The sequence below is a fragment of the Paraburkholderia sp. CNPSo 3274 genome, assembly GCF_024206475.1.
Classification (GTDB): domain Bacteria; phylum Pseudomonadota; class Gammaproteobacteria; order Burkholderiales; family Burkholderiaceae; genus Paraburkholderia.
This window is the reverse complement of the sequence record NZ_JAMBPR010000111.1, coordinates 1-18,452: the sequence shown is the minus strand read 5'-3', so window position 1 is coordinate 18,452 and position 18,452 is coordinate 1. Positions and strand designations below refer to the sequence as shown.

The following is an 18,452-nucleotide window of genomic DNA, read 5'->3' as shown; positions in this document are numbered from 1 at the left end:
ATGTCCGCTTCGTACATCTCGGCGAACAGTCGATCCATCTTCGCCAGCGCTTCGTTCGCCATTACGCGGATCGAACGCAACGGATGCGACTTGGGGACGAAGTCGTCCAGCTTGCGCACGGAAAACAAACTCTCGGTGAAAGTGTCGGCGCCGCGCATGATCTCCAGTGGGTAAGTGGTGGTTCATCTATCAACGCTTCACGAACTCTGCGCGATGACATGTTTCAGCGGTACTTCAGCAACCTGTTAAAGCCGGCGCCAACGCATACGTCGCGAAGTTCGTCGCGGACGAGCTCGCCGGCGTGATCCGGGCGTCGCGCGTAAAGGAAGCCGGTCACCATTAAATCACCGCGGCTCAATCGATTCCGCATGTCCCTCACGACGCTGGGGAAGCTCCTCGCACGAATCGGACATGAGCCGAGCCGTCCACAACAGCGCAGAACAAAAGCGCATTCAGACACTCGCTTAAACAGGAGCGGGGTCAATCCAGTATTTCTAAATCTTGAGAATTTCGACGATGTACTTTCTAACTTCAGTCAAGTCACGAATTGTTCTTGTACTTTCGATCGGCATGTTGATGACCGTTCTCGTAGGGGGCGCCAGACTACACGGCATCAGGAAATTGAGCGCTTCTCTCGAAGACATCTACCGCAGTAATGTGGTTCCGATCACGCTAGTCGCAAAAGTTCAGTCTTCAATGATGGGCATACGTCTCGCACTGTGGCGATCGCAAGCGCAGCAGACCAGAGACCTCGTGCCGAATGTCCGGGAATACCGTTCAAAACTGGCCAGCGATTGGAAAAGCTATTACGCGGGCGGTGGTGTTACCAGCGCTTCTGAGCAGGCGATCGCCGACAAGATTAACGCGCTCTTGCCCGAGTATGAGTCGGCGGTGGAAAAAGAGCTGCCGCTTATCGAGGCTGGCGACTTCACCGCCGCGGGAGCCATTCAGGCGCAAATCGTCCTTCCGATCGGCAATACGCTTTCGGACTTGCTCGTCTCAGACTTCGATAACAACAGCGATCAGGCCCGGGACGCCGCGAGTGCGGGCACGGCATTGGCCGGCTCACTTACGATACTTGGCCTCGCCCTAATCGTTGTCGGCGCTGCAATCCTCGTTGTGGCAACCATCCACCTGGTGCGCGTCATTACCGTACCGCTTAACCAGACGGTCCAGATCGCGAACGAAATCGCCCAGGGACGCCTCGATGGTCGGGTCGTCGTACACGCGCAGGGTGAATTCGGGCGCCTTCTCGAAGCGATGAAGTCAATGAGCGAACGGGTCGCGAGTACGGTTCACGGCATTCGTGACTCAGGCGAATCGGTGAACGTCGCCGCGGAACAGATCGCCGACATCACCGGCATGATCGAGGGCATCGCGTTTCAGACCAACATTCTGGCCTTGAATGCCGCTGTGGAAGCCGCTCGGGCCGGGGAACAGGGGCGCGGATTCGCGGTGGTGGCCGGCGAGGTACGCGCGTTGGCCCAGCGGGCGTCGGCCGCTGCGAGGGAGATCAAGGAGCTGATCGAGGCCTCGTCCGCCAAGGTGCGCCGAGGCGCCGAACAGGCGACCGCGGTCAACTCGAGCATGAGTAAGGTGAGTCAGGCGATCGGTCGCGTTTCCGACATTGTGGGCGAGATCTCAGCCGCCTCCGACGAGCAGAGCAAGGGCATCGCACAGGTGCATCAGGCAATCACGCAGATCGACGAAGTGACGCAACAAAACGCAGCGCTCGTGGAACAGGCCGCGGCCGCCGCCCAGTCGCTGCAGGAACAGGCCGAACGAATGAAGACCGAGATGCGTTTCATCAGGCTCGCTGGAGACGAATCGACTTTCCCAGCCACGAACAATCAATTGGCGTTCCCGGGCCGGCAACGCGCATTGCCAGCACCGAAGCCGGCGGCCGGTAAGGCGGCGGCATTGCCGGTGCGCAATTCAGCCACCGGCGGCGAAGAGGATTGGCAATCCTTCTGAGGCCGCCGGGTTCGCTGGAGCGCCCCGCTAAACCAGTTCTCAATACGTCCCGCTGCAGGGAGAGCGGAGAAGAGAACACCTTTTTCTCTTCTCCGATGCGGGCCATCGATTTTTTCGGATCGCTTCGCCGGATCGTAAAACGGCCGGTCCGATCGCCATTGCTTGCAGTGCGCTGATCACACCAGCAGAACAGCATCGGCCGCACATCCGCTGGCCTGCCGTGCAGTCTCTTCCCACCAACTGCGTGCGTTCGCACGCGCAGCCCGCGCGGGGCGCTTGACTTCAACGCACCTGCCCGGCGCGCCCTCCATGCCTGACGAAAGCGCAAGCAAATTGAAATAATCCGTCAAGCGCTTACCGAGCCTGGTTTCGCCGTGGAATGGCTCGGGCCAGGGCTTTCCGACTACGCGCCCCCCAACATCACACTGCGGCTTTCCACTGGACCGGAGCCAGTGGACCTCCCGCGCGCTCAGGAAATCGACGTGGCGATTTCCTGCTGCGGCGCGCTAAAACGGCCGGGAGGCGGCGCCAGGCACCGATCGCTTCACGCGCTTTTTACGCGAAACGCATTTCGTTTTGTGCCGCACGACCGACATCAATCAGAGCCGCCTGGCCGCGTTCCGGCAGTGGTTGCCGGCGCAAGTGTCGCCGGGCTGAGCGCTTGCGTTCGGCTGCATACCCAGGGGGTTTCCCGCCGCTTGAATGTCATCAGCCGCGTAGTACGATGAGATCATCGAGAAACAGAATTAGAGGTCCCTCCATGGACACGACCGCAAGGCACGCGACGGCCATCGCAATGCTTGCAGTGGGCTGCGCGATATCGGCAGCGTCCCACGCCGATAGCAAGGAAGAAGAGGCTGCGGCGCAGGACCGCGAAGTCCAGGCGGCCTATGACCGGGGCTACAAGGCAGCCCGAGAGGAGATGGCGCAGACGGGGGCTCCAGCTGCAGCGCCCGCGAAGAAGGCTGCCGGCGCGGCGGCGCAGAAGCCCATCCTCGACATCAAGCACACGTATAGCGACGCGGGCGAGGTCTCGACGGTCATGACCGTGCCGGTCGTGGTCAAGCCGCTCGGGGATGGGCAGGGCGCACAAAGCGCGCAAGAGGTGCAAGACGTCCAGGACTCCACCGCCGCGGCTCCGGCCGTAGCGGCGGCGCCGGCTCCCGAGCAGACGAACGCGCGCGCCAACGCTGCGAACGCAGCACCGGCTGCGGCCGCCCGGCAACCGCAGCCCCGCGCCTACGCGCAAGCGAGCGCGAACCATCGCGCTGTTGCGGCAACGCCGCCCGCGCAGGACGACGTCGCGCCGCCGGAGTCGCTGGCGAGCGACGAAGCCATCGACGAATCGGAGCCGCCGCGCTCCGCGCAGATTTACTCGACGCAGGGCCAGGGTTACGCCCAACCCTACTCCCAACCGGAGCAGCCACGGGTCCAGCAACAGGTCCAACCGCAGGCCCAACAATACGCGCCGCCGCCCCAGCCGTATGGCTATGCGCAGCAGCCAGCGTATGCGCAACAGCGGCCGGCTTACGCGCAGCCACCCGCCTATGCGCAGCAGCAGCAACCGGTGTATGCGCAGCAATACGCCCAGCAGCAATACCCGCAGCAGCGGCCCATGTATGCACCGCCCCGGCCCGCTGCCTACCCGCCGCCCGCACCGTGGGGGGCGCAGTACCAGCAACCGCCGGCGCGCTGGGTGTACTGGTCGCCGCAGTATGGGCGATGGATGTACTACTGAGCGCCGCTTACCAGTGCGCGTCGTTCATCTGGCAGGCGAGCAGGCAACCCAGGGCGGAGATGGTACCGACCGAGCCGATACCAAAACCCAGGGCAATATTTTCCGCGGTCGTCGCGCAGCCCTGCAGCATCAGCGTCGAGCTGAGCAGCACGGGGAGCAGGAGCTGACCCAGGATGCGCGAACAGGTTGGGCGTCGTTGTGACATGAGGCGTGGGTCCGGGGAGGATTCTTTTGCGGTAGATGAGCCTGTCAGCTTACTGGCTCGCCTCATCCGCATTCCCGGGAGCAACATGCGATAACGGCAATTCCTTACCGATTACCTCGCGGTGGTAAGGAGGTGGGTGGCGGGGGAATTTTCGTTTTAGAACCCATGTCGGGCGCTAATAGCCGCACCCGTATCATGCGACCGCGTCAACGGAAGATGCGCATCGGCAGAGAGATCCCAGTCGCCTACGGTGGCGAGCGGCGGCGTTTGCGGATGAAGCGCCTGGTTCGGGACCCCATTACTATCGACCTGGGCTCCCGGCGTGCGTGGCCCGTTGGTCCTCGCATCGAGCGTGCCGTCGCTGTCGTCCGGAGTGCCAGGCGTCGCAGCGGTGGTTTTCGCCAGATGCGCGTCGTACTGCCTTTCAAACGGCGACTGGTACTCGTAGCGCTTCGCAATTGCGGGCAAAGAGACTGAAGGCGCCGCCGGCGCAGGCGCGGCCGCAACGGCGTGTTTCGGGGCGTGGCCCCTCGCGTACTTCTGGACGTGCTTATGGACAGGCTTCTGGGTGTGCGCCGCCTTGGCGGGTTCGGCCGCCGAGACGCTGGCGAGCGCCAGAAGACAGACACCCAAAAGCCATCCCTGGATCGGATGCTTCATGGAACGAAATCTGCGTTTGGAAACTGGTGCCGCATCGAATAGCTGCGCAGCACTCGCCACTGGAGTCTAGATCAATCACAAGTCCGACCAATCGGGGTCTTCCCTCGCTTTTCGCTCGCATTTTCACGCGGCCAACGCAACGCTTCGTCATCCTGCGCGCTCCTGCCACCGCCAAGCCGGCGGCAGGAGCGGCGTTTGCCAATCAGAATGCGACCGTCGTACGCAGGCCGAGCACCGCCTCGTCGCCAATACGCCGCGACGGATTCTGCGGGTCGGGAATGCCACCCGCGGGTCGGAAGAAGTACTGAAAGTCCGCCTGCAATTGCCACCACGGCGCGATCTGATACTGGTAAGTCGCTTCCAGAACCGTCTCGGCGCTGCGCGACGGGTAGCCAGGCGTCGAGACCGCCTGGGCGCTCGCGTAGTCTTGCGCATGCGAGCCGATGTGCGCGTAGCCAACCGCCAGGCCGGCCACGTCGTTGTCGCGCCCCTTGAACGGCGCCTTGAGCGTCACGCCCGCGTTGACCCCGAGGTCCACCAGGTTGCGATCGCCGGGTGCGCCCATCACGCGCGCGAACACGCCCACCGACTGCGGACTATCTGCGCTCGGACGCCACACCATCTGGTCCGCCACGGCATAGATGCTGTAGTTGCCCCGATAGCTAACCGGGCCGCCTACGCCCGTCACGCCCGTTGCCGGATCGGCGAAGCGGTTGCTGTTGTACCAGAAGCCAAGCTTGTAGGTGCCCGGCATTCCACTTGGTTTGGGATCCGAACTATTAGCCGGCGGCTGATTAATTGCATACTGAATCTCGCCGATCACCAGCGCGCCATTGCCCAGGTTGAAATTCGTGCCGCTCGCGTTGAGCTTTTGCGGGTCGCCCTCTCCCGGCGCCGGGTTGCCGTCGAATACGCCGCCGAGCACGGTGATCGCATCGGTAGGCGTGGCACGCACGCGCACGCCGAGCGAAGAAAGCGGATACGCAGGGCCGCCCGCAGGCAGATCGACGGACGGCAGCACCGACCAGCCGAACGTCGCGTTCATGAACGTATTCGCGTACTCGCTGACCATGAATTCCTGGTCGAGGCTTTGCTGACCGACCTTCACGTCGACCTTGCCGCCTGGCAGCGTCTGCTGGTACCACAACTCCCACAAGCGAGTCGAGGCGTCGGCCTCGATGCCGCTCGCGTTCTGCAGCGTTTGCAGGTTGCGCGCAGTCAGGCTTGTGCCGTGAATCTGGAAGCCGGAGACATTGAAGATGCCGCCAGGCAAACCGAACGCCTTCTGCGTGTCCATGCCGAGGCTGAACTCGGTGACGCCTTGATAGGCGCCGCCGCGACTCGTTCCGCCGCTCACGTTGCCCATGTACTCGCTGGTTTCCTGCAGGCCGAACGACAAGCCGTACTGGGCGAGCCAGGGCCGCAAGCCGCCCATATCGCCAAAGAGGTTCGAGCGTTCCCAAAGGCCCGTGGGCGCGGCAGCGTTCTGATCGGCAGCGGGAGCTTGTTGCTGATCCGCTGCGCTGGATGACGAAGCAGGCGAAGCAGATTGAGCGGGCGCATTTTCGCCGCTGGTCTGCGCGAAGGCGGCAGGCACGAAGCCCTGCGAGAGGGCAGCGCTCAGCATGATGGTGCCGCCCGAGCCGAGCAGTTTGCTCTTCAGGAAGTTTTTCATAGTATTTGTGGGGCTGTAGTAAGTTGCGGACGAGGCCGCTATTCAATGCAGAGCGTGCCTGCGAAGCTTGATGAAACTGTGTCCGGCGCGCAGGATTCTTACGCGAAGCGCAAACGCGGCCATAAAGGATGCTCCGGTTCAGAGGCGGACGCGGACGCGCACAGCAGCGAAACCAGCGCGGCCGCCGCTACGGTCGCGCCGAGAAGCACGTAACCCGTGGGCGTGAGCGGATGCCCCGCGTGAACGGTGCGCAGCGCGCCGCGTGCCGCCATGTGCGCCGCGCGGCGCGCGAGGTGCATCGAACGGCGGCGCACGCCGGCGGGCGTGGCGCGAACCGCAGCCGCGAAAGCGAAGCCGTGCAGGCAGGCGAGCGCCGCTGCAGCCAGGAGAACCCGTGCGCGACGGCAGACAGCCCGCAACGCGCGCAGTTGAAAGAGAGGAAAGAGAAAGACGAACATCATCCCTCCGCGTTGGCCGCTGCGATAAGCGGACGAAATGCGAAAGCGCAGCCATTTCTGCAAGCAAGCTTGCAAATGGCAATCAATCAGAGGGAGCGTGCTGCTGAGAGACTGGTCGCAAATGCGACTGAGACCAGTCAGTAACGAAGCGCGCTAACCCGGCGTAAGCAAGTTAGCGGCGAAGGAGTGAACCTGCGGCGACTATCTCGCGGTTGTGCTGCCGGCGCTAGCCGGCATCGGACTTCCACTACTAGAACATGCGTCCACGGAGGACTCCTTTGCTATGACGGGGCGGATTGTATTGGGCACGCAGATAAAAAAGCAAGTAAAAAAAGCATAAAGACAAGGCCTGCCAGCAACAGCCCCGCAGACTCCAACTTCTTTCAATCGCGTTTCTTCAACCTTCAGAATTGAATCTCTGCTCTGCTTAGCAATTTTGGTTGACTTGGTGTTTTTACCGAGACTAGAATTCGCCCGTCTTCTCAATGGGGCCGATGCCTTGGACAGTAGCAGTAGTCGATCTTCGAATAGTTTCGCTGCCTGACCGGCAGGACATCCGCTCCCTTTCCCGAGCCGCCGTCCTGCCAGCAGGCAGACGGTGCGCGCCGTAGCAGTCTTCCTTCGTGCACCCCAAACCATAGCGCCATGCCGACGCGGGCTTCGCACGCGTTCGCCTTGGCGCGACCTGGCGAGCGCTTGCGCTCGCGGCCGCCGTTCGCCTGCACCCCGCTTCGTGGCGGGGCGCAGGCGTGCCACCCATTGAAAGACCTGTGGCGCCGCATCAAGTCCCGGTTTTCCTAAGTTCTGCCAAACTCCGGTCATGAAGATTCGTCATCGTTGAGAAAGCGAAGCGCTCCCTGATCGTGGCCGTGAGTTGAACATTCCCTTTCACGCCCTTTTCGTTTCGCCATGAATCGACTATTCGTCACGCGTTTCAACCGCACGCTGTGGCGTCCGCTGTACGCGTATGCCGAGTCCCGTCTTCGCCTTGATTGAGTACGAATCCCATGCAAAACCTCAAAACGACCACTCCCGACATGCCGCAGACGCAGCGCCGCACCGGCCAGGAAGTGCTGTGCGTCCAGCACCTGTGCCGTGGTTTCGGCAAGAACCCGAGCGAGCAACTGGTGCTCGACGACGTGGAGGTCACGCTGCGTGAAGGCGAGATCGTCGGCTTGCTGGGCCGCTCGGGCTCCGGCAAGTCCACGCTGCTGCGCATCATCGCCGGCCTGATTCCGCCCACCAGCGGCGACGTGAACTACCTTGGGAAGCCGCTGCGCGGTCCGGCGGAAGGCGTCGCGATGGTGTTTCAGACCTTCGCGCTGTTCCCGTGGCTCACGGTGCTGGAAAACGTCGAGGCCGGACTGGAGGCAATCGGCGTAGGCCCGCACGAGCGGCGCAAGCGCGCGCTGGCAGCCATCGACCTGATCGGTCTGGACGGCTTCGAAAATGCCTATCCGCGCGAGCTTTCGGGCGGCATGCGCCAGCGTGTGGGCTTTGCGCGCGCGCTCGTGGTCGATCCCACGCTGATGCTGATGGACGAGCCCTTCTCCGCGCTCGACGTGCTCACCGCCGAAACGCTGCGCACCGACTTGCTCGACCTGTGGACGCAAGGCCGCCTGCCGATCAAGTCGGTGCTGATCGTCACGCACAATATCGAGGAAGCGGTATTCATGTGCGACCGCATTCTCGTGCTGTCGTCGAACCCGGGCCGCGTGGTGGCCGAAATTCCGGTGGCGTTCAAGCACCCGCGCAATCGTCTCGACCCGGCATTCCGCGCACTCGTGGACGACATCTACGCGAAGATGACCGCGCGCCAGGCGGGCGGCCCGGCGAAACCCGAACTCGAGCCGGGCAGCGCGCTGCCGGGCGTGTCGGTCAACCTGATGGCGGGCCTGATCGAAATGCTGGCCGCGGCTCCTTACAACGGCCGCGCGGACATGCCGGAAATCGCGCGAACGCTGCAACTGGAAGTCAACGAACTCTTCCCGGTCGCTGAAATGCTGCAGTACCTCGGCTTTGCGGAGGTCAGCGAGGGCGACGTGGTGCTTACGCACGCGGGCAAGACCTTCAACGAATTCAGCACGCAGGAGCGCAAGCTGATGTTCGCCGAACATCTATTGCGCAACGTGCCGCTGGCCGCGCGGATCAGCACGGTGCTCAACGAGCGCCCCGGACATCGCGCCCCGCGCGTGCGCTTCGAGCAGGAACTAGAGGACCTGCTTGCCGACGACGCCGCGCAGGAAACGCTCGACGTCGTGATCGCCTGGGGCCGCTATGCCGAGATCTTTTCGTATAACGACAAGACCGGAATATTTAGCCTCGCCGATGTCGAATCCTGACGCCTGAATCCCGCTACGGTTTCCCGGCGGCCTGGCGTCGCCGATCCGATAGTTGTAAACAGTGGTAATATTCGGCACACAAAAAATTCGTCAGAGCGCTGACGGTGACGGGTCAGTCACCGCCGCTCCGTTTTGCCGTTCCTGTCGAATTCCTTGCACTGCTTACAACTAAAGCGTCAGCGATTGCCCAAGCGCAATACGCGCGCGACGGCCCGTCACGCGGCGGGCGACCCGGGAAACCATGAAAGTCCGTAACGCCCGCCACTGGGCGCCAAGAGGCCCGCGCCGGTGGTGTATTGCCGCTGGCGCGCTCGCGCTCGCGAGTGCCATCCGCTTCGCACTGCATCCCCTGCTCGGCCCGATGATGCCGGGCACGACGTTCTGTATTGCCGCTTCGCTGGTCGAATACTTCCTCGGCCTCGCGCCTGCGCTGACCGTGATGGTGCTGGGTCTCGCCATTGCGGACTATATGTTCGTGCCTCCCTACAATTACATTACATTCGTCGACACCCACGATCTGATCCTGCTGGTGTCCTATCCGCTCGTCACGGTGATCGTGATCACGCTGATCGAGCGTCTGCGGCGCGAACAGTTTCGCGCGCAGTTGATCACTTCGGTCGCGCAGTCGCGCTACGAAATGCTGCTGCGTCATGACAACGAGCGCGCGCTGGCGCGCCGCGCCGTCGACGAAACGCATCGCCTGCTGCGGCATCTCGCGCAGCATCACGAAGGCTTCATCCTCATCAAGGGGCTCGAGCGCAATGCCGCCCAGCGCGCGAGCGTGGGACAGAGCATGTCGCAAGCGCTGCCGGCCGCCGCCGAAGTCGCGCCTGGCCCCCTCTTCGACGCACTGCATCCCGACGACGTGCAGCGCCTCACTCACGCACTGTCGCCGGGCCATCATCGCGTGCGTCTGCGCAGCGAACAGCACAAGCGCGAGTACCGGCACGCCAATTGCAACTGCGAACGCTTCACCACTCACGCGGGCGATTTTCTCGTGCTGCGCACGGAGAGCTGACATGGCGACGCTCGATATGGAGCTGGCCGCTACCGAAACGCCAGCCGTGCAGTCCACGCGCTTTTTCAGCGAAGGCGACGGCCACGCCGTGCTCATGCTTCACGGGCTCTCCAGCTCGCCGATCGAACTGCGCTATCTCGCGCGCTATCTGCAGGGCGAAGGGTTCACGGTGTGCGCGCCCGTCATCGACGGCTATAGCGCCGGCACCGGCCAGCTGCCGATGGAACAATGGGTCGAAAACGCCGTGCGCGAGTTCGACGCCCTGGCGGCGCGCTACGAGCGCGTCTCGATCTGCGGGCTTTCGATCGGCGGCGCACTCGCGCTGCGCCTGATTCGCGAGCGGCCCGCCGCGCAGTCGCTCGTCCTGCTTTCGCTCACGCTCGCCTACGACGGCTGGGCGATTCCGTGGTATCGCTTCCTGCTCGACTGGGCGTACTTCACGCCGCTGCGCCACCGCTACCGCTATCGCGAGGCCGAACCGTTCGGCGTGCGAAACGAAGCGCTGCGCAAGAAAATCGCGCGCGCCATGCAGCGCAGCGACTTCAGCGAGGTCGGCCCTTCGACGATTGCGCTGCCCGCGCTGCATCAGGCGCTGCGTCTCGCGCGCGCGGCCCGCAAGGATGTCGCCGCGATCGAGAACGACACGCTCGTGATCCACGCGATCGACGACGAAACGTCGAGCCCGCGCAATCCGCGCCACGTGATCGACCGCATTGGCTCGAACTTCCTGCGCACGCTGTGGCTCGACGATTCGTATCACATGATCACCTCCGACAACGAACGCGAGATCGTTGCGCGCGAAACGGCCCTGTTCTTGCGCGAGAGCGAAGTCGCGCGCGGCGCGAAGGACGCGCCGGTCGTCTCCAAGGCGCTCGCCAGGCGTCTGCGCCAACTGGCGGCAGTGGGAAGGAAAAATACGTGAAGCAATCCCTGGTCGTGAAAGGGCTGGCGTGCGTCGCCGCGCTGACCCTGGCCTCGCACGCGTGGGCCGATACCGACACCCCCAGCGCCGCAACAACCGACTCGCCGTGGAAAATCTCGATCGGTCCCGGCGCCTATTTCGCGCCCGAGTATCCGGGCGCGCGCCACATGAAGGTCTATCCGTTCCCGTCGCTCGACATCTCGTACCGCGACCGCTTCTTCTCGCAAGGGCCGGACGTGCTGGGCGTGAACGTGATTTCCGCGGAGAACTACCATGTGGGCGCCTCGCTGAGTTTCGACTTCCAGTCGCGCACCGTGTCGGACGACCCGCATCTGCACGGCCTGAGCAATGTCGACGACGGCCCGAAGCTGCGCCTCTTCGCCGACTACACCCTGTGGGCATTCACCGGCGCCGTCGCCATGTATCAGGATATCAGCGGCCACGGGCAAGGTACGACGGCAACAGCAGACCTCTATGTGTCGTTGCCGCTAACGGGGTGGCTGTTTTCGGTGGGACCGGGGCTCACGTGGGCCAACGGCGTCTACACGCGCACGTTATTCGGCGTGACGCCGGATGAGAGTGCGGCATCCGGCTTGCCGGCCTATGCGCCGGGCGCCGGCATTCGCGACCTGCACATGACGTTCTACATGACGCACGACTTTTCGAAGCACTGGGTCGGTTCGGTGAACGCGACGTTCGGACGCCTTCAGCACTATGCCGCCGACAGCCCGATCACCGAGAGCCGCCGCGAGATCACGGCGTTCGCGGGGCTCAACTACCGGTTCTGACCACGTGCGCCGGTGCGCGCCGCGTCAAAACCGCTCGACGCGGAATGGCCGAGGGTCCACCACCGTCGGTGCGCCCGTCATCATTTCCGCGATCAGGCGTCCTGTGACCGGGCCGAGCGTGAGACCGTGGTGCGCGTGGCCGAAAGCGAACCAGAGGTCGTCGTGCCTGGGCGCGGGTCCGATGACCGGCATCATGTCGGGCGTGCAGGGACGGCGGCCCAGCCACGGCTCGGCATCGAGCCGCGCGCCAAGCGCGAAGATTTCGCGCGCGAGCGGCTCCACGGCTTCGAGCTGAACGGGCGTTTTCGGCGAATCGCGAAAGCCGAGTTCGACGCCGGTCGTGAGGCGAGTGCCGCGCACCATGGGCGTAATCAGGAAGCCCGCTTCGGCGTCGAGCACCGGCTGGTTCAGCTGCGCACCATTCGTGACCGCGTAATGCATGTGATAGCCGCGTTTCACGGCGAGCGGCAACGCGTAGCCCAGCCGCGCCGTAAGATCGCCCGACCACGGCCCCATGGCAATGACCGCCGACATCGCCAGCACGGGGCCGTCCTGTGTCATGACGCGCCACGACGGTTCGAGCGTTGCGGCGTCGCCAATCAGCACGCGGCCGCCTAACTGCTCGAAGAGCTTCGAGTAGGCCGTCACCAATCCCTTCGGATCGCTAACCGAATCGGAATCGGTGTAGCGCACGCCGCCCACCAGCGTATGGCTGAGCGCAGGCTCGGCGGCGCGCAGCGCAGCGGCGTCCAACGCCTCGTGGCCTACGCCATATTCGCGCTGCCAGCGCTGCGCGTCGGCCACCGTAGCGTCCAAGGCGGCGGCGCTGCGAAACACCTTCATCCAGCCGTTGGTGCGCAACAGCGTCTGTGCGCCCGCCGCCTCGATCAGTGCGCGATGCTCGGTCACGCAATGCTCGATGAGCGTGGCATACGCGCGCGCGATTTCGGCGTGCCGGTCGGCACGCGAATGGTGCCAGTAGCGATAGAGAAAAGGCAGCAACCTGGGCATCGCCCCCGGGTGATAGCGCACGTCCGTCGAGCGGTTGCGCGCATAGCGCAGCAGCGTGGAAAGCTCACGCGGAAAAGCATAGGGGTAGACGCCCTCGCGCTGAATCAAGCCCCCGTTGCCGTGCGATGTTTCGTTGCCCGGTGCCCTGCGGTCCACGAGCGCGACCGAGAGACCGCGCCGCTGCAATTGCAAGGCCACCGAGACGCCGACAATACCGCCGCCAAGCACGACCGAATCGAATTTCATCACACAATGTTCCTGGCTCGAAGGCGCTCAGGCGAGCGCGGTGACGGCCACTTCGACGTCGAGACCCGGGCGCATCAGCAATGCCTGCACGCAGGCGCGTGTGGGCGCATGCCCTTGCGGAACCCAGGCGTCCCATACGGCATTGAAGGCATCGAAATGCTTCGGGTCGCTCAGCCACACGTTCGCGCTCAGCACGCGCGTTTTGTCCACGCCCGCCGATGCGAGCAGCTTGTCGATACGCGTGAGAATTTCGGTTGCCTGAACGTCGATCGACGCGCCTGCGGTATCAGGCACCTGGCCCGAGAGATACACCACGCCATTGGCGATCACTACCTGGCTCATGCGCGCGTTGGTTTGCAGTCTTTGAATGCCGTTGCTCATGTTCACACCGCCGAAAGACCGGCAGCGTCGCTACCGGCTGGGTTGTAAATGGGAGGCGCCGTGACGATGGACGTCAGCGCCGGATTTGCCTGCGTCAGGCGCGCGAGATCGGGGCGCGGGCGATGCAGAAGAGGATACGCCGAAAACGCCGTTTCCAGCGCCTGAGAGACAGCGAGCGTCTTCATGTCGCCGCGGAACGGGCCTACGATCTGGAGTCCGAACGGCATGCCCGCGTGATCGACGCCGCACGGCAGCGCGAGCGCCGGATGCGTGGTGAGCGTAACGACGTACGTGAGGGCGAGCCAACGGTAATAATTCTCTTGCGCGCGGCCGTCGATCTGCGCGGCATAAAGCTCGGTCCACGGGAACGGCGTAACCGGCGTGGTGGGTGAAACGATCACGTCGTAGCGCGCGAACGCGCTCTGGAAGCGCTGGAAGATGCGCGTTTGCTCGGCTTGCGCCCACGCGCTGTCCGAGAGCGACATCTTCGCGCCCATTTCGTAGTTCGCGCGCGTGTTCGGACCAAGCGCGCCCGGGTCACGCGTATAGGCGGCATGCAGGCCCGCAACGAAGCTCTCCGCGCGAATCACGTCGAAGCAGCGATGCACGTCCCCAAGATCGAACTCCACCGGCTCGCACGTATGGACAATGCGCTTGAGTTCCGCCATGCGCGCGCGAAACACAGCGCGAATCTGCGGGTCGACATCGCAGCAGCCGAAGTCTTCGGTATAGCCGATGCGCAGCGTCGACGGATCAATGTGCGCTGGCAAGGCGAACGCGTTGGCATCCACGGCATAGCTCAGCGGATCGCCAGCCGATTCGCCCGCGGTTGCCGCGAGTTGCAGCGCAGTTTCGGCAACGTCGCGCCCCATCGGCCCGACCACCGAGATCGGCGTCCAGCCCAGCAGTCGGCGCGAATTGGGCACAAGCCCCGGTGACGGGCGAAACCCCACTACCCCGCACTTCGCGGCGGGAATGCGCAGCGACCCGCCGGTGTCGGAGCCCGTGCAAACCGGCAGCATGTCGCACGCGAGCGCCACCGCCGAGCCACCCGACGAGCCGCCGGCATTGAGCGCGGGGTTGAACGGATTGCCCGTCGCGCCCCACACGGGGTTGCGCGTATTCGCGCCCGCGCCTAGCTCTGGCACGTTGGTCTTCGCCACAAGAATCGCACCCGCCGCGCGCAGGCGCTCCACGAGCACCACGTCGCGAGAAGGTACGTGACTGCGCGACATCGGCGAGCCGTAGGTCGTGAGCAGGCCCGCCGTGTCTTCGAGATCCTTCACGCCGAGCGGCAAGCCGTGCAGCAGGCCGAGCGGCTTGCCGTCCATGACGGCCTGCTCGGCGGTTTTGGCCACTTCGCGTGCGGCATCGAAACAGGTCGCCGTAATCGCGTTGACAGCCGGATTCACGGCTTCGATGCGCTCGATGCAAGCATCGAGCAGTTCAACGGGCGAAATGGCTTTCGCGCCGATCAGGCGGCGCAGTTCGACGGCGGACAGACTGACCAGTTCGGTCTTGTCAAGCATCGTTCGGTTTCCTGATGAAGTAGTGTTCAGCCAATGGCCTCGCCCGTACGGTCGCGCAGCCAGACGAGCGGGATCAGCGAAATGGCGCAGGCAGCCGCCACATACCAGGCCGGCGCGAGCGGATTGCCTGTGCGCGCAACGATCCAGCTTGCCACAAGTGGCGAAAATCCGCCGAAGATCGAGGCGCTCACGACATAGGTAAGCGCAATGCCGGTGGCCCGCACTTCGCGCGGAAAGAGTTCGGGGATCATCACGAGCACCGGCACGACCTGCCCCGCCACGAACACAGAGAGGAAAGCAGACACCGCGCAGAGCAGAGCCATGGAAGGCGCGGCGGAAAGCCACGCGAACGCGGGGTACACGCTCAGCAGCAGCACGACGCGCGAGATCACGAGCACGCGCTTGCGGGTGTATCGGTCGGCGAGTTTGCCGACGAGCGGCGCGGCGACGAACAGCACGAGCGAGCTGACCACGCCCGACGTGACCGCCGCCGTGGACGAAAGATGCAACACGCGCACGGCGTGGTTCGGCAGGAAAAACGCTGTGATGTAGATGGAGACCGAACCGCCCAGCTCAGCGAAGGTCCCAAGTATCGTGAGCTTGAGATGCGTGGTGAGCGCCGCCTTCAACGCGCCGCTGCGTTGCGCACCGTGCGCGGGCGCCGCGCTCAGCGTCTCTTCGAGGCGGCGTCGAATCAGCATGCCCACGGGCGCCGCCACAATGCCCACGAGAAACGGAATGCGCCAGCCCCAGCTATCGACCGCTTCCCTGGGCAGCAGCACGTTCACGAGCGTGGCGGCCGCCGCGCCGAGCGCAAGGCCCAGCGCCGTCGCCGCGAAGTTCCAGCTTGCGAAGAACGCGCGCGTGTTGTCGCTCGCATATTCCACGAGCAGCGTGGTGCCGGGGCCGAACTCGCCGCCCGCCGCGAAGCCCTGGATCAGGCGCGCCGCGAGCACGATGAGCGGCGCGGCGATGCCCGCCACCGCATACGGCGGCGCGCAGGCGATCAGCGCACAGCTCAGCGCCATCAGCATGATGGTGAGCACCATGGCGCGCTTGCGCCCGGCGCGGTCCGCATAAGCGCCGATGACGACGCCGCCGAGCGGACGCACCACGAAGCCCACGCCGAACAGGCCGATGGAAAGGAGGAACTGGTTGACCGACGATGCAGAGGGAAAGAACACCTTGCCGATCTGGATCGCGAAGAAGCTATAGATCGTGAAGTCGTAGTACTCGAGCGCCGTGCCCAGCGTTGTCGCGGCAATGACCTGGCCCTTCGAAAGACCCGTTTTTCCCAGTGCAATTGAGGCCACGACGCTGCTCCTTCAAAAGGGAGTCGAGACGCGAGTTATCATATACGAGAAAAAAACATTTCTCGTATACGACAAAACCCGTAACCGGGAACCGTCCCTTCTATGGCAAAGAGCGCAGCACGAAATAACGCAACTGAGCACGCAACCCAGCACGCAACTGGGCAGGCGGCAACGGAGATCGATCACGCGGCCGTCGGCGCGCGTCTGCGCGAGGCGCGCAAGGCGCGCGAGCTGACGTTGATGCAGCTATCGGAATTGTCGGGCATCGCCGTCTCGACGATTTCGAAGGCCGAGCGCGGCGACATTGCGCTCACGTATGACAAATTCGCGGCGCTCGCGCACGCACTGAACGTGGACTTCGACACGATTTTCGGGCGCAGGAAGCGCAAGGCGGCCGGCCCGATGAAGCCGTCGCTCACGCGCGCGGGCAAGCAGATGATTTACGACACGCCGAACTACGAGTACGGCATGATCGCCAACGACCTTACCGGTAAGCGCGCCGCTCATCGGCCGAGCATCGGCAGCTTGAGGCCCGCCTCGCGCGCCGTTTCCTGCGCGAGTTCATAGCCAGCGTCCGCGTGGCGCATCACGCCCGTCGCCGGATCGTTGTGCAGCACGCGGCCAAGACGCTCATGCGCCGCCTGCGTGCCGTCCGCCACGATCACCACGCCCGAGTGCTGCGAAAAGCCCATGCCCACACCGCCGCCATGGTGCAGCGAGACCCACGACGCGCCGCCCGCCGTGTTCAGCAGCGCGTTGAGCAGCGGCCAGTCGCTCACCGCGTCCGAGCCGTCCTTCATCGATTCCGTTTCGCGGTTCGGGCTCGCCACCGAGCCCGTGTCGAGGTGGTCGCGGCCGATCACGACCGGCGCCTTCAACTCGCCATTCCTGACCATTTCGTTGAACGCCTGGCCCAGACGGTAGCGATCCTTCACGCCCACCCAGCAGATACGCGCCGGCAAGCCCTGGAACGCGATGCGCTCACGCGCCATGTCGAGCCAGTTGTGCAGGTGCGGATCGTCAGGGATCAGTTCCTTGACCTTGGCATCCGTCTTGTAGATATCCTCAGGATCGCCCGAGAGCGCCACCCAGCGGAACGGGCCCTTGCCCTCGCAGAACAGCGGACGGATATACGCCGGCACGAAGCCCGGGAAATCGAACGCGTTTTCCACGCCCATTTCGAGCGCCATCTGGCGGATGTTGTTGCCGTAGTCGAGCGTGGCCGCGCCGCGCTCCTGCAGCGTGAGCATCGCGCGCACCTGGTGAGCCATCGATTCCTTCGCCACCTTCACGATGGATTCGGGCGCGACCTTCTGCGCTTCGCGCCACTGCTCGACCGTCCAGCCCTGCGGCAGGTAGCCGTTGATCGGGTCGTGCGCGCTGGTCTGGTCGGTCACGCAGTCGGGCGTGATGCCGCGCTTGACGAACTCGGCGAACACATCGGCGGCATTACCGAGCAGGCCCACCGATACCGGCTTGCCCGTCTTCTTCGCCTCCTCGACGATGGCCAGCGCCTCGTCGATGGTTTTGGCCTTGCGGTCCACATAGCGCGTCTTCAGGCGGAAGTCGATGCGCGTCTCGTCGCATTCCACCGCGATCATCGAGAAGCCCGCCATCGTCGCCGCGAGCGGCTGCGCGCCGCCCATGCCGCCGAGACCGCCCGTGAGGATCCAGCGGCCCTTCGGGTCGCCGTTGAAGTGCTGGTTCGCGACCGAATAGAACGTTTCGTACGTGCCCTGCACGATGCCCTGCGAGCCGATATAGATCCAGCTGCCCGCCGTCATCTGGCCGTACATCATGAGGCCCTTGCGGTCCAGTTCGTGGAAATGTTCCCACGTGGCCCAGTGCGGCACGAGGTTCGAGTTCGCGAGCAGCACGCGCGGGGCGTCGGCATGCGTGCGGAACACGCCCACGGGCTTGCCCGACTGGATCAGCAGCGTTTCGTCCTCGTTCAGGTCCTTCAGCGACGCGAGGATCTGGTCGAAGCACTCCCAGTTGCGCGCGGCACGGCCAATGCCGCCATACACCACGAGCGCATGCGGATGCTCGGCGACTTCCGGGTCCAGATTGTTCTGGATCATCCGGTAGGCGGCTTCCGCCAGCCAGGTCTTGCAGACCTTCTCGCTGCCGCGCGGCGCGCGGATCGTGCGGGTCGGGTCGAGGCGGGGGTCGGTGAAGTTCGGGTGGTTCAT

At 64.3% G+C, this 18,452-nt stretch carries 14 protein-coding genes and 3 pseudogenes; 7 read left to right on the top strand and 10 right to left on the bottom strand.

Annotated elements, in window-relative coordinates:
- A pseudogene (locus tag M3I54_RS40215) lies at positions 1-158 on the bottom strand (IS5/IS1182 family transposase); the annotation flags it as partial.
- Between the two features lie 358 nt (positions 159-516).
- Here M3I54_RS40215 and M3I54_RS45015 point away from each other — a divergent pair.
- Together M3I54_RS45015 and M3I54_RS40200 are read left to right on the top strand one after the other, a co-directional pair.
- Positions 517-1,704 (top strand): annotated as a pseudogene (locus M3I54_RS45015) (methyl-accepting chemotaxis protein); the annotation flags it as partial.
- A 1,030-nt stretch (positions 1,705-2,734) separates the two neighbouring features.
- Positions 2,735-3,712 (top strand): hypothetical protein, encoded by a 978-nt coding sequence (locus M3I54_RS40200; protein ID WP_254345637.1) that lies wholly within the window; start codon positions 2,735-2,737, stop codon positions 3,710-3,712.
- 7 nt (positions 3,713-3,719) lie between these two features.
- On the opposite strand, the gene M3I54_RS40195 is transcribed toward M3I54_RS40200, so the two are convergent.
- The 4 genes from M3I54_RS40195 to M3I54_RS40180 all read right to left on the bottom strand — a co-directional run bounded on the left by M3I54_RS40195 (position 3,720) and on the right by M3I54_RS40180 (position 6,713).
- Positions 3,720-3,917 carry a hypothetical protein gene (locus M3I54_RS40195; protein WP_254345636.1) on the bottom strand — a complete coding sequence of 66 codons (198 nt, stop codon included), beginning with the start codon at positions 3,915-3,917 and terminating at the stop codon, positions 3,720-3,722.
- 156 nt (positions 3,918-4,073) lie between these two features.
- Positions 4,074-4,577: a hypothetical protein gene (locus M3I54_RS40190; RefSeq protein WP_254345635.1), complete on the bottom strand. Its 504-nt coding sequence runs from the start codon at positions 4,575-4,577 to the stop codon at positions 4,074-4,076.
- Between the two features lie 202 nt (positions 4,578-4,779).
- Entirely contained in the window at positions 4,780-6,252 is a 1,473-nt protein-coding gene (locus tag M3I54_RS40185; RefSeq protein ID WP_375542295.1) for a carbohydrate porin, read from the bottom strand.
- A 98-nt stretch (positions 6,253-6,350) separates the two neighbouring features.
- Complete coding sequence (locus M3I54_RS40180) at positions 6,351-6,713, bottom strand: hypothetical protein (protein ID WP_254345634.1); 363 nt, start codon at positions 6,711-6,713, stop codon at positions 6,351-6,353.
- Positions 6,714-7,717: 1,004 nt separating this feature from the next.
- Here M3I54_RS40180 and M3I54_RS40175 point away from each other — a divergent pair.
- The 4 genes from M3I54_RS40175 (at position 7,718) to M3I54_RS40160 (ending at position 11,780) form a co-directional block, all read left to right on the top strand.
- A complete protein-coding gene (locus M3I54_RS40175; RefSeq protein WP_254345633.1) occupies positions 7,718-9,052 on the top strand; it encodes an AAA-associated domain-containing protein in 1,335 nt (444 codons plus the stop codon).
- Positions 9,053-9,293: 241 nt separating this feature from the next.
- Positions 9,294-10,070, top strand: a complete 777-nt coding sequence (locus M3I54_RS40170; protein ID WP_254345632.1) for a DUF4118 domain-containing protein — start codon at positions 9,294-9,296, stop codon at positions 10,068-10,070.
- A 16-nt stretch (positions 10,071-10,086) separates the two neighbouring features.
- A complete protein-coding gene (locus M3I54_RS40165) occupies positions 10,087-10,992 on the top strand; it encodes a carboxylesterase (RefSeq protein WP_254345639.1) in 906 nt (301 codons plus the stop codon).
- Positions 10,989-11,780 (top strand): MipA/OmpV family protein, encoded by a 792-nt coding sequence (locus tag M3I54_RS40160; RefSeq protein WP_375542294.1) that lies wholly within the window; start codon positions 10,989-10,991, stop codon positions 11,778-11,780. The genes M3I54_RS40165 and M3I54_RS40160 overlap by 4 nt, the downstream gene beginning before the upstream one ends.
- Positions 11,781-11,804: 24 nt before the next feature.
- Here the strand turns inward: M3I54_RS40160 and M3I54_RS40155 are convergent, their stop codons facing one another.
- From M3I54_RS40155 to M3I54_RS40140, 4 genes are read right to left on the bottom strand one after another with little or no spacing between them, the layout of a single operon-like run.
- Positions 11,805-13,037 (bottom strand): FAD-binding oxidoreductase, encoded by a 1,233-nt coding sequence (locus M3I54_RS40155; RefSeq protein WP_254345631.1) that lies wholly within the window; start codon positions 13,035-13,037, stop codon positions 11,805-11,807.
- Between the two features lie 27 nt (positions 13,038-13,064).
- Positions 13,065-13,418, bottom strand: coding sequence for a RidA family protein (locus M3I54_RS40150; RefSeq protein WP_254345630.1), 354 nt, complete (start codon positions 13,416-13,418; stop codon positions 13,065-13,067).
- A 2-nt stretch (positions 13,419-13,420) separates the two neighbouring features.
- Positions 13,421-14,947, bottom strand: coding sequence for an amidase (locus M3I54_RS40145; protein WP_254345629.1), 1,527 nt, complete (start codon positions 14,945-14,947; stop codon positions 13,421-13,423).
- 26 nt (positions 14,948-14,973) lie between these two features.
- Positions 14,974-16,260 (bottom strand): MFS transporter, encoded by a 1,287-nt coding sequence (locus M3I54_RS40140; RefSeq protein WP_254345628.1) that lies wholly within the window; start codon positions 16,258-16,260, stop codon positions 14,974-14,976.
- 102 nt (positions 16,261-16,362) lie between these two features.
- Between M3I54_RS40140 and M3I54_RS40135 the strand changes: the two are divergent.
- Positions 16,363-16,758 (top strand): annotated as a pseudogene (locus tag M3I54_RS40135) (helix-turn-helix domain-containing protein); the annotation flags it as partial.
- Positions 16,759-16,763: 5 nt separating this feature from the next.
- On the opposite strand, the gene hutU reads toward M3I54_RS40135, so the two are convergent.
- On the bottom strand, positions 16,764-18,452 hold a 1,689-nt coding region (gene hutU / locus M3I54_RS40130; protein WP_254345627.1), incomplete at its 5' end, for a urocanate hydratase.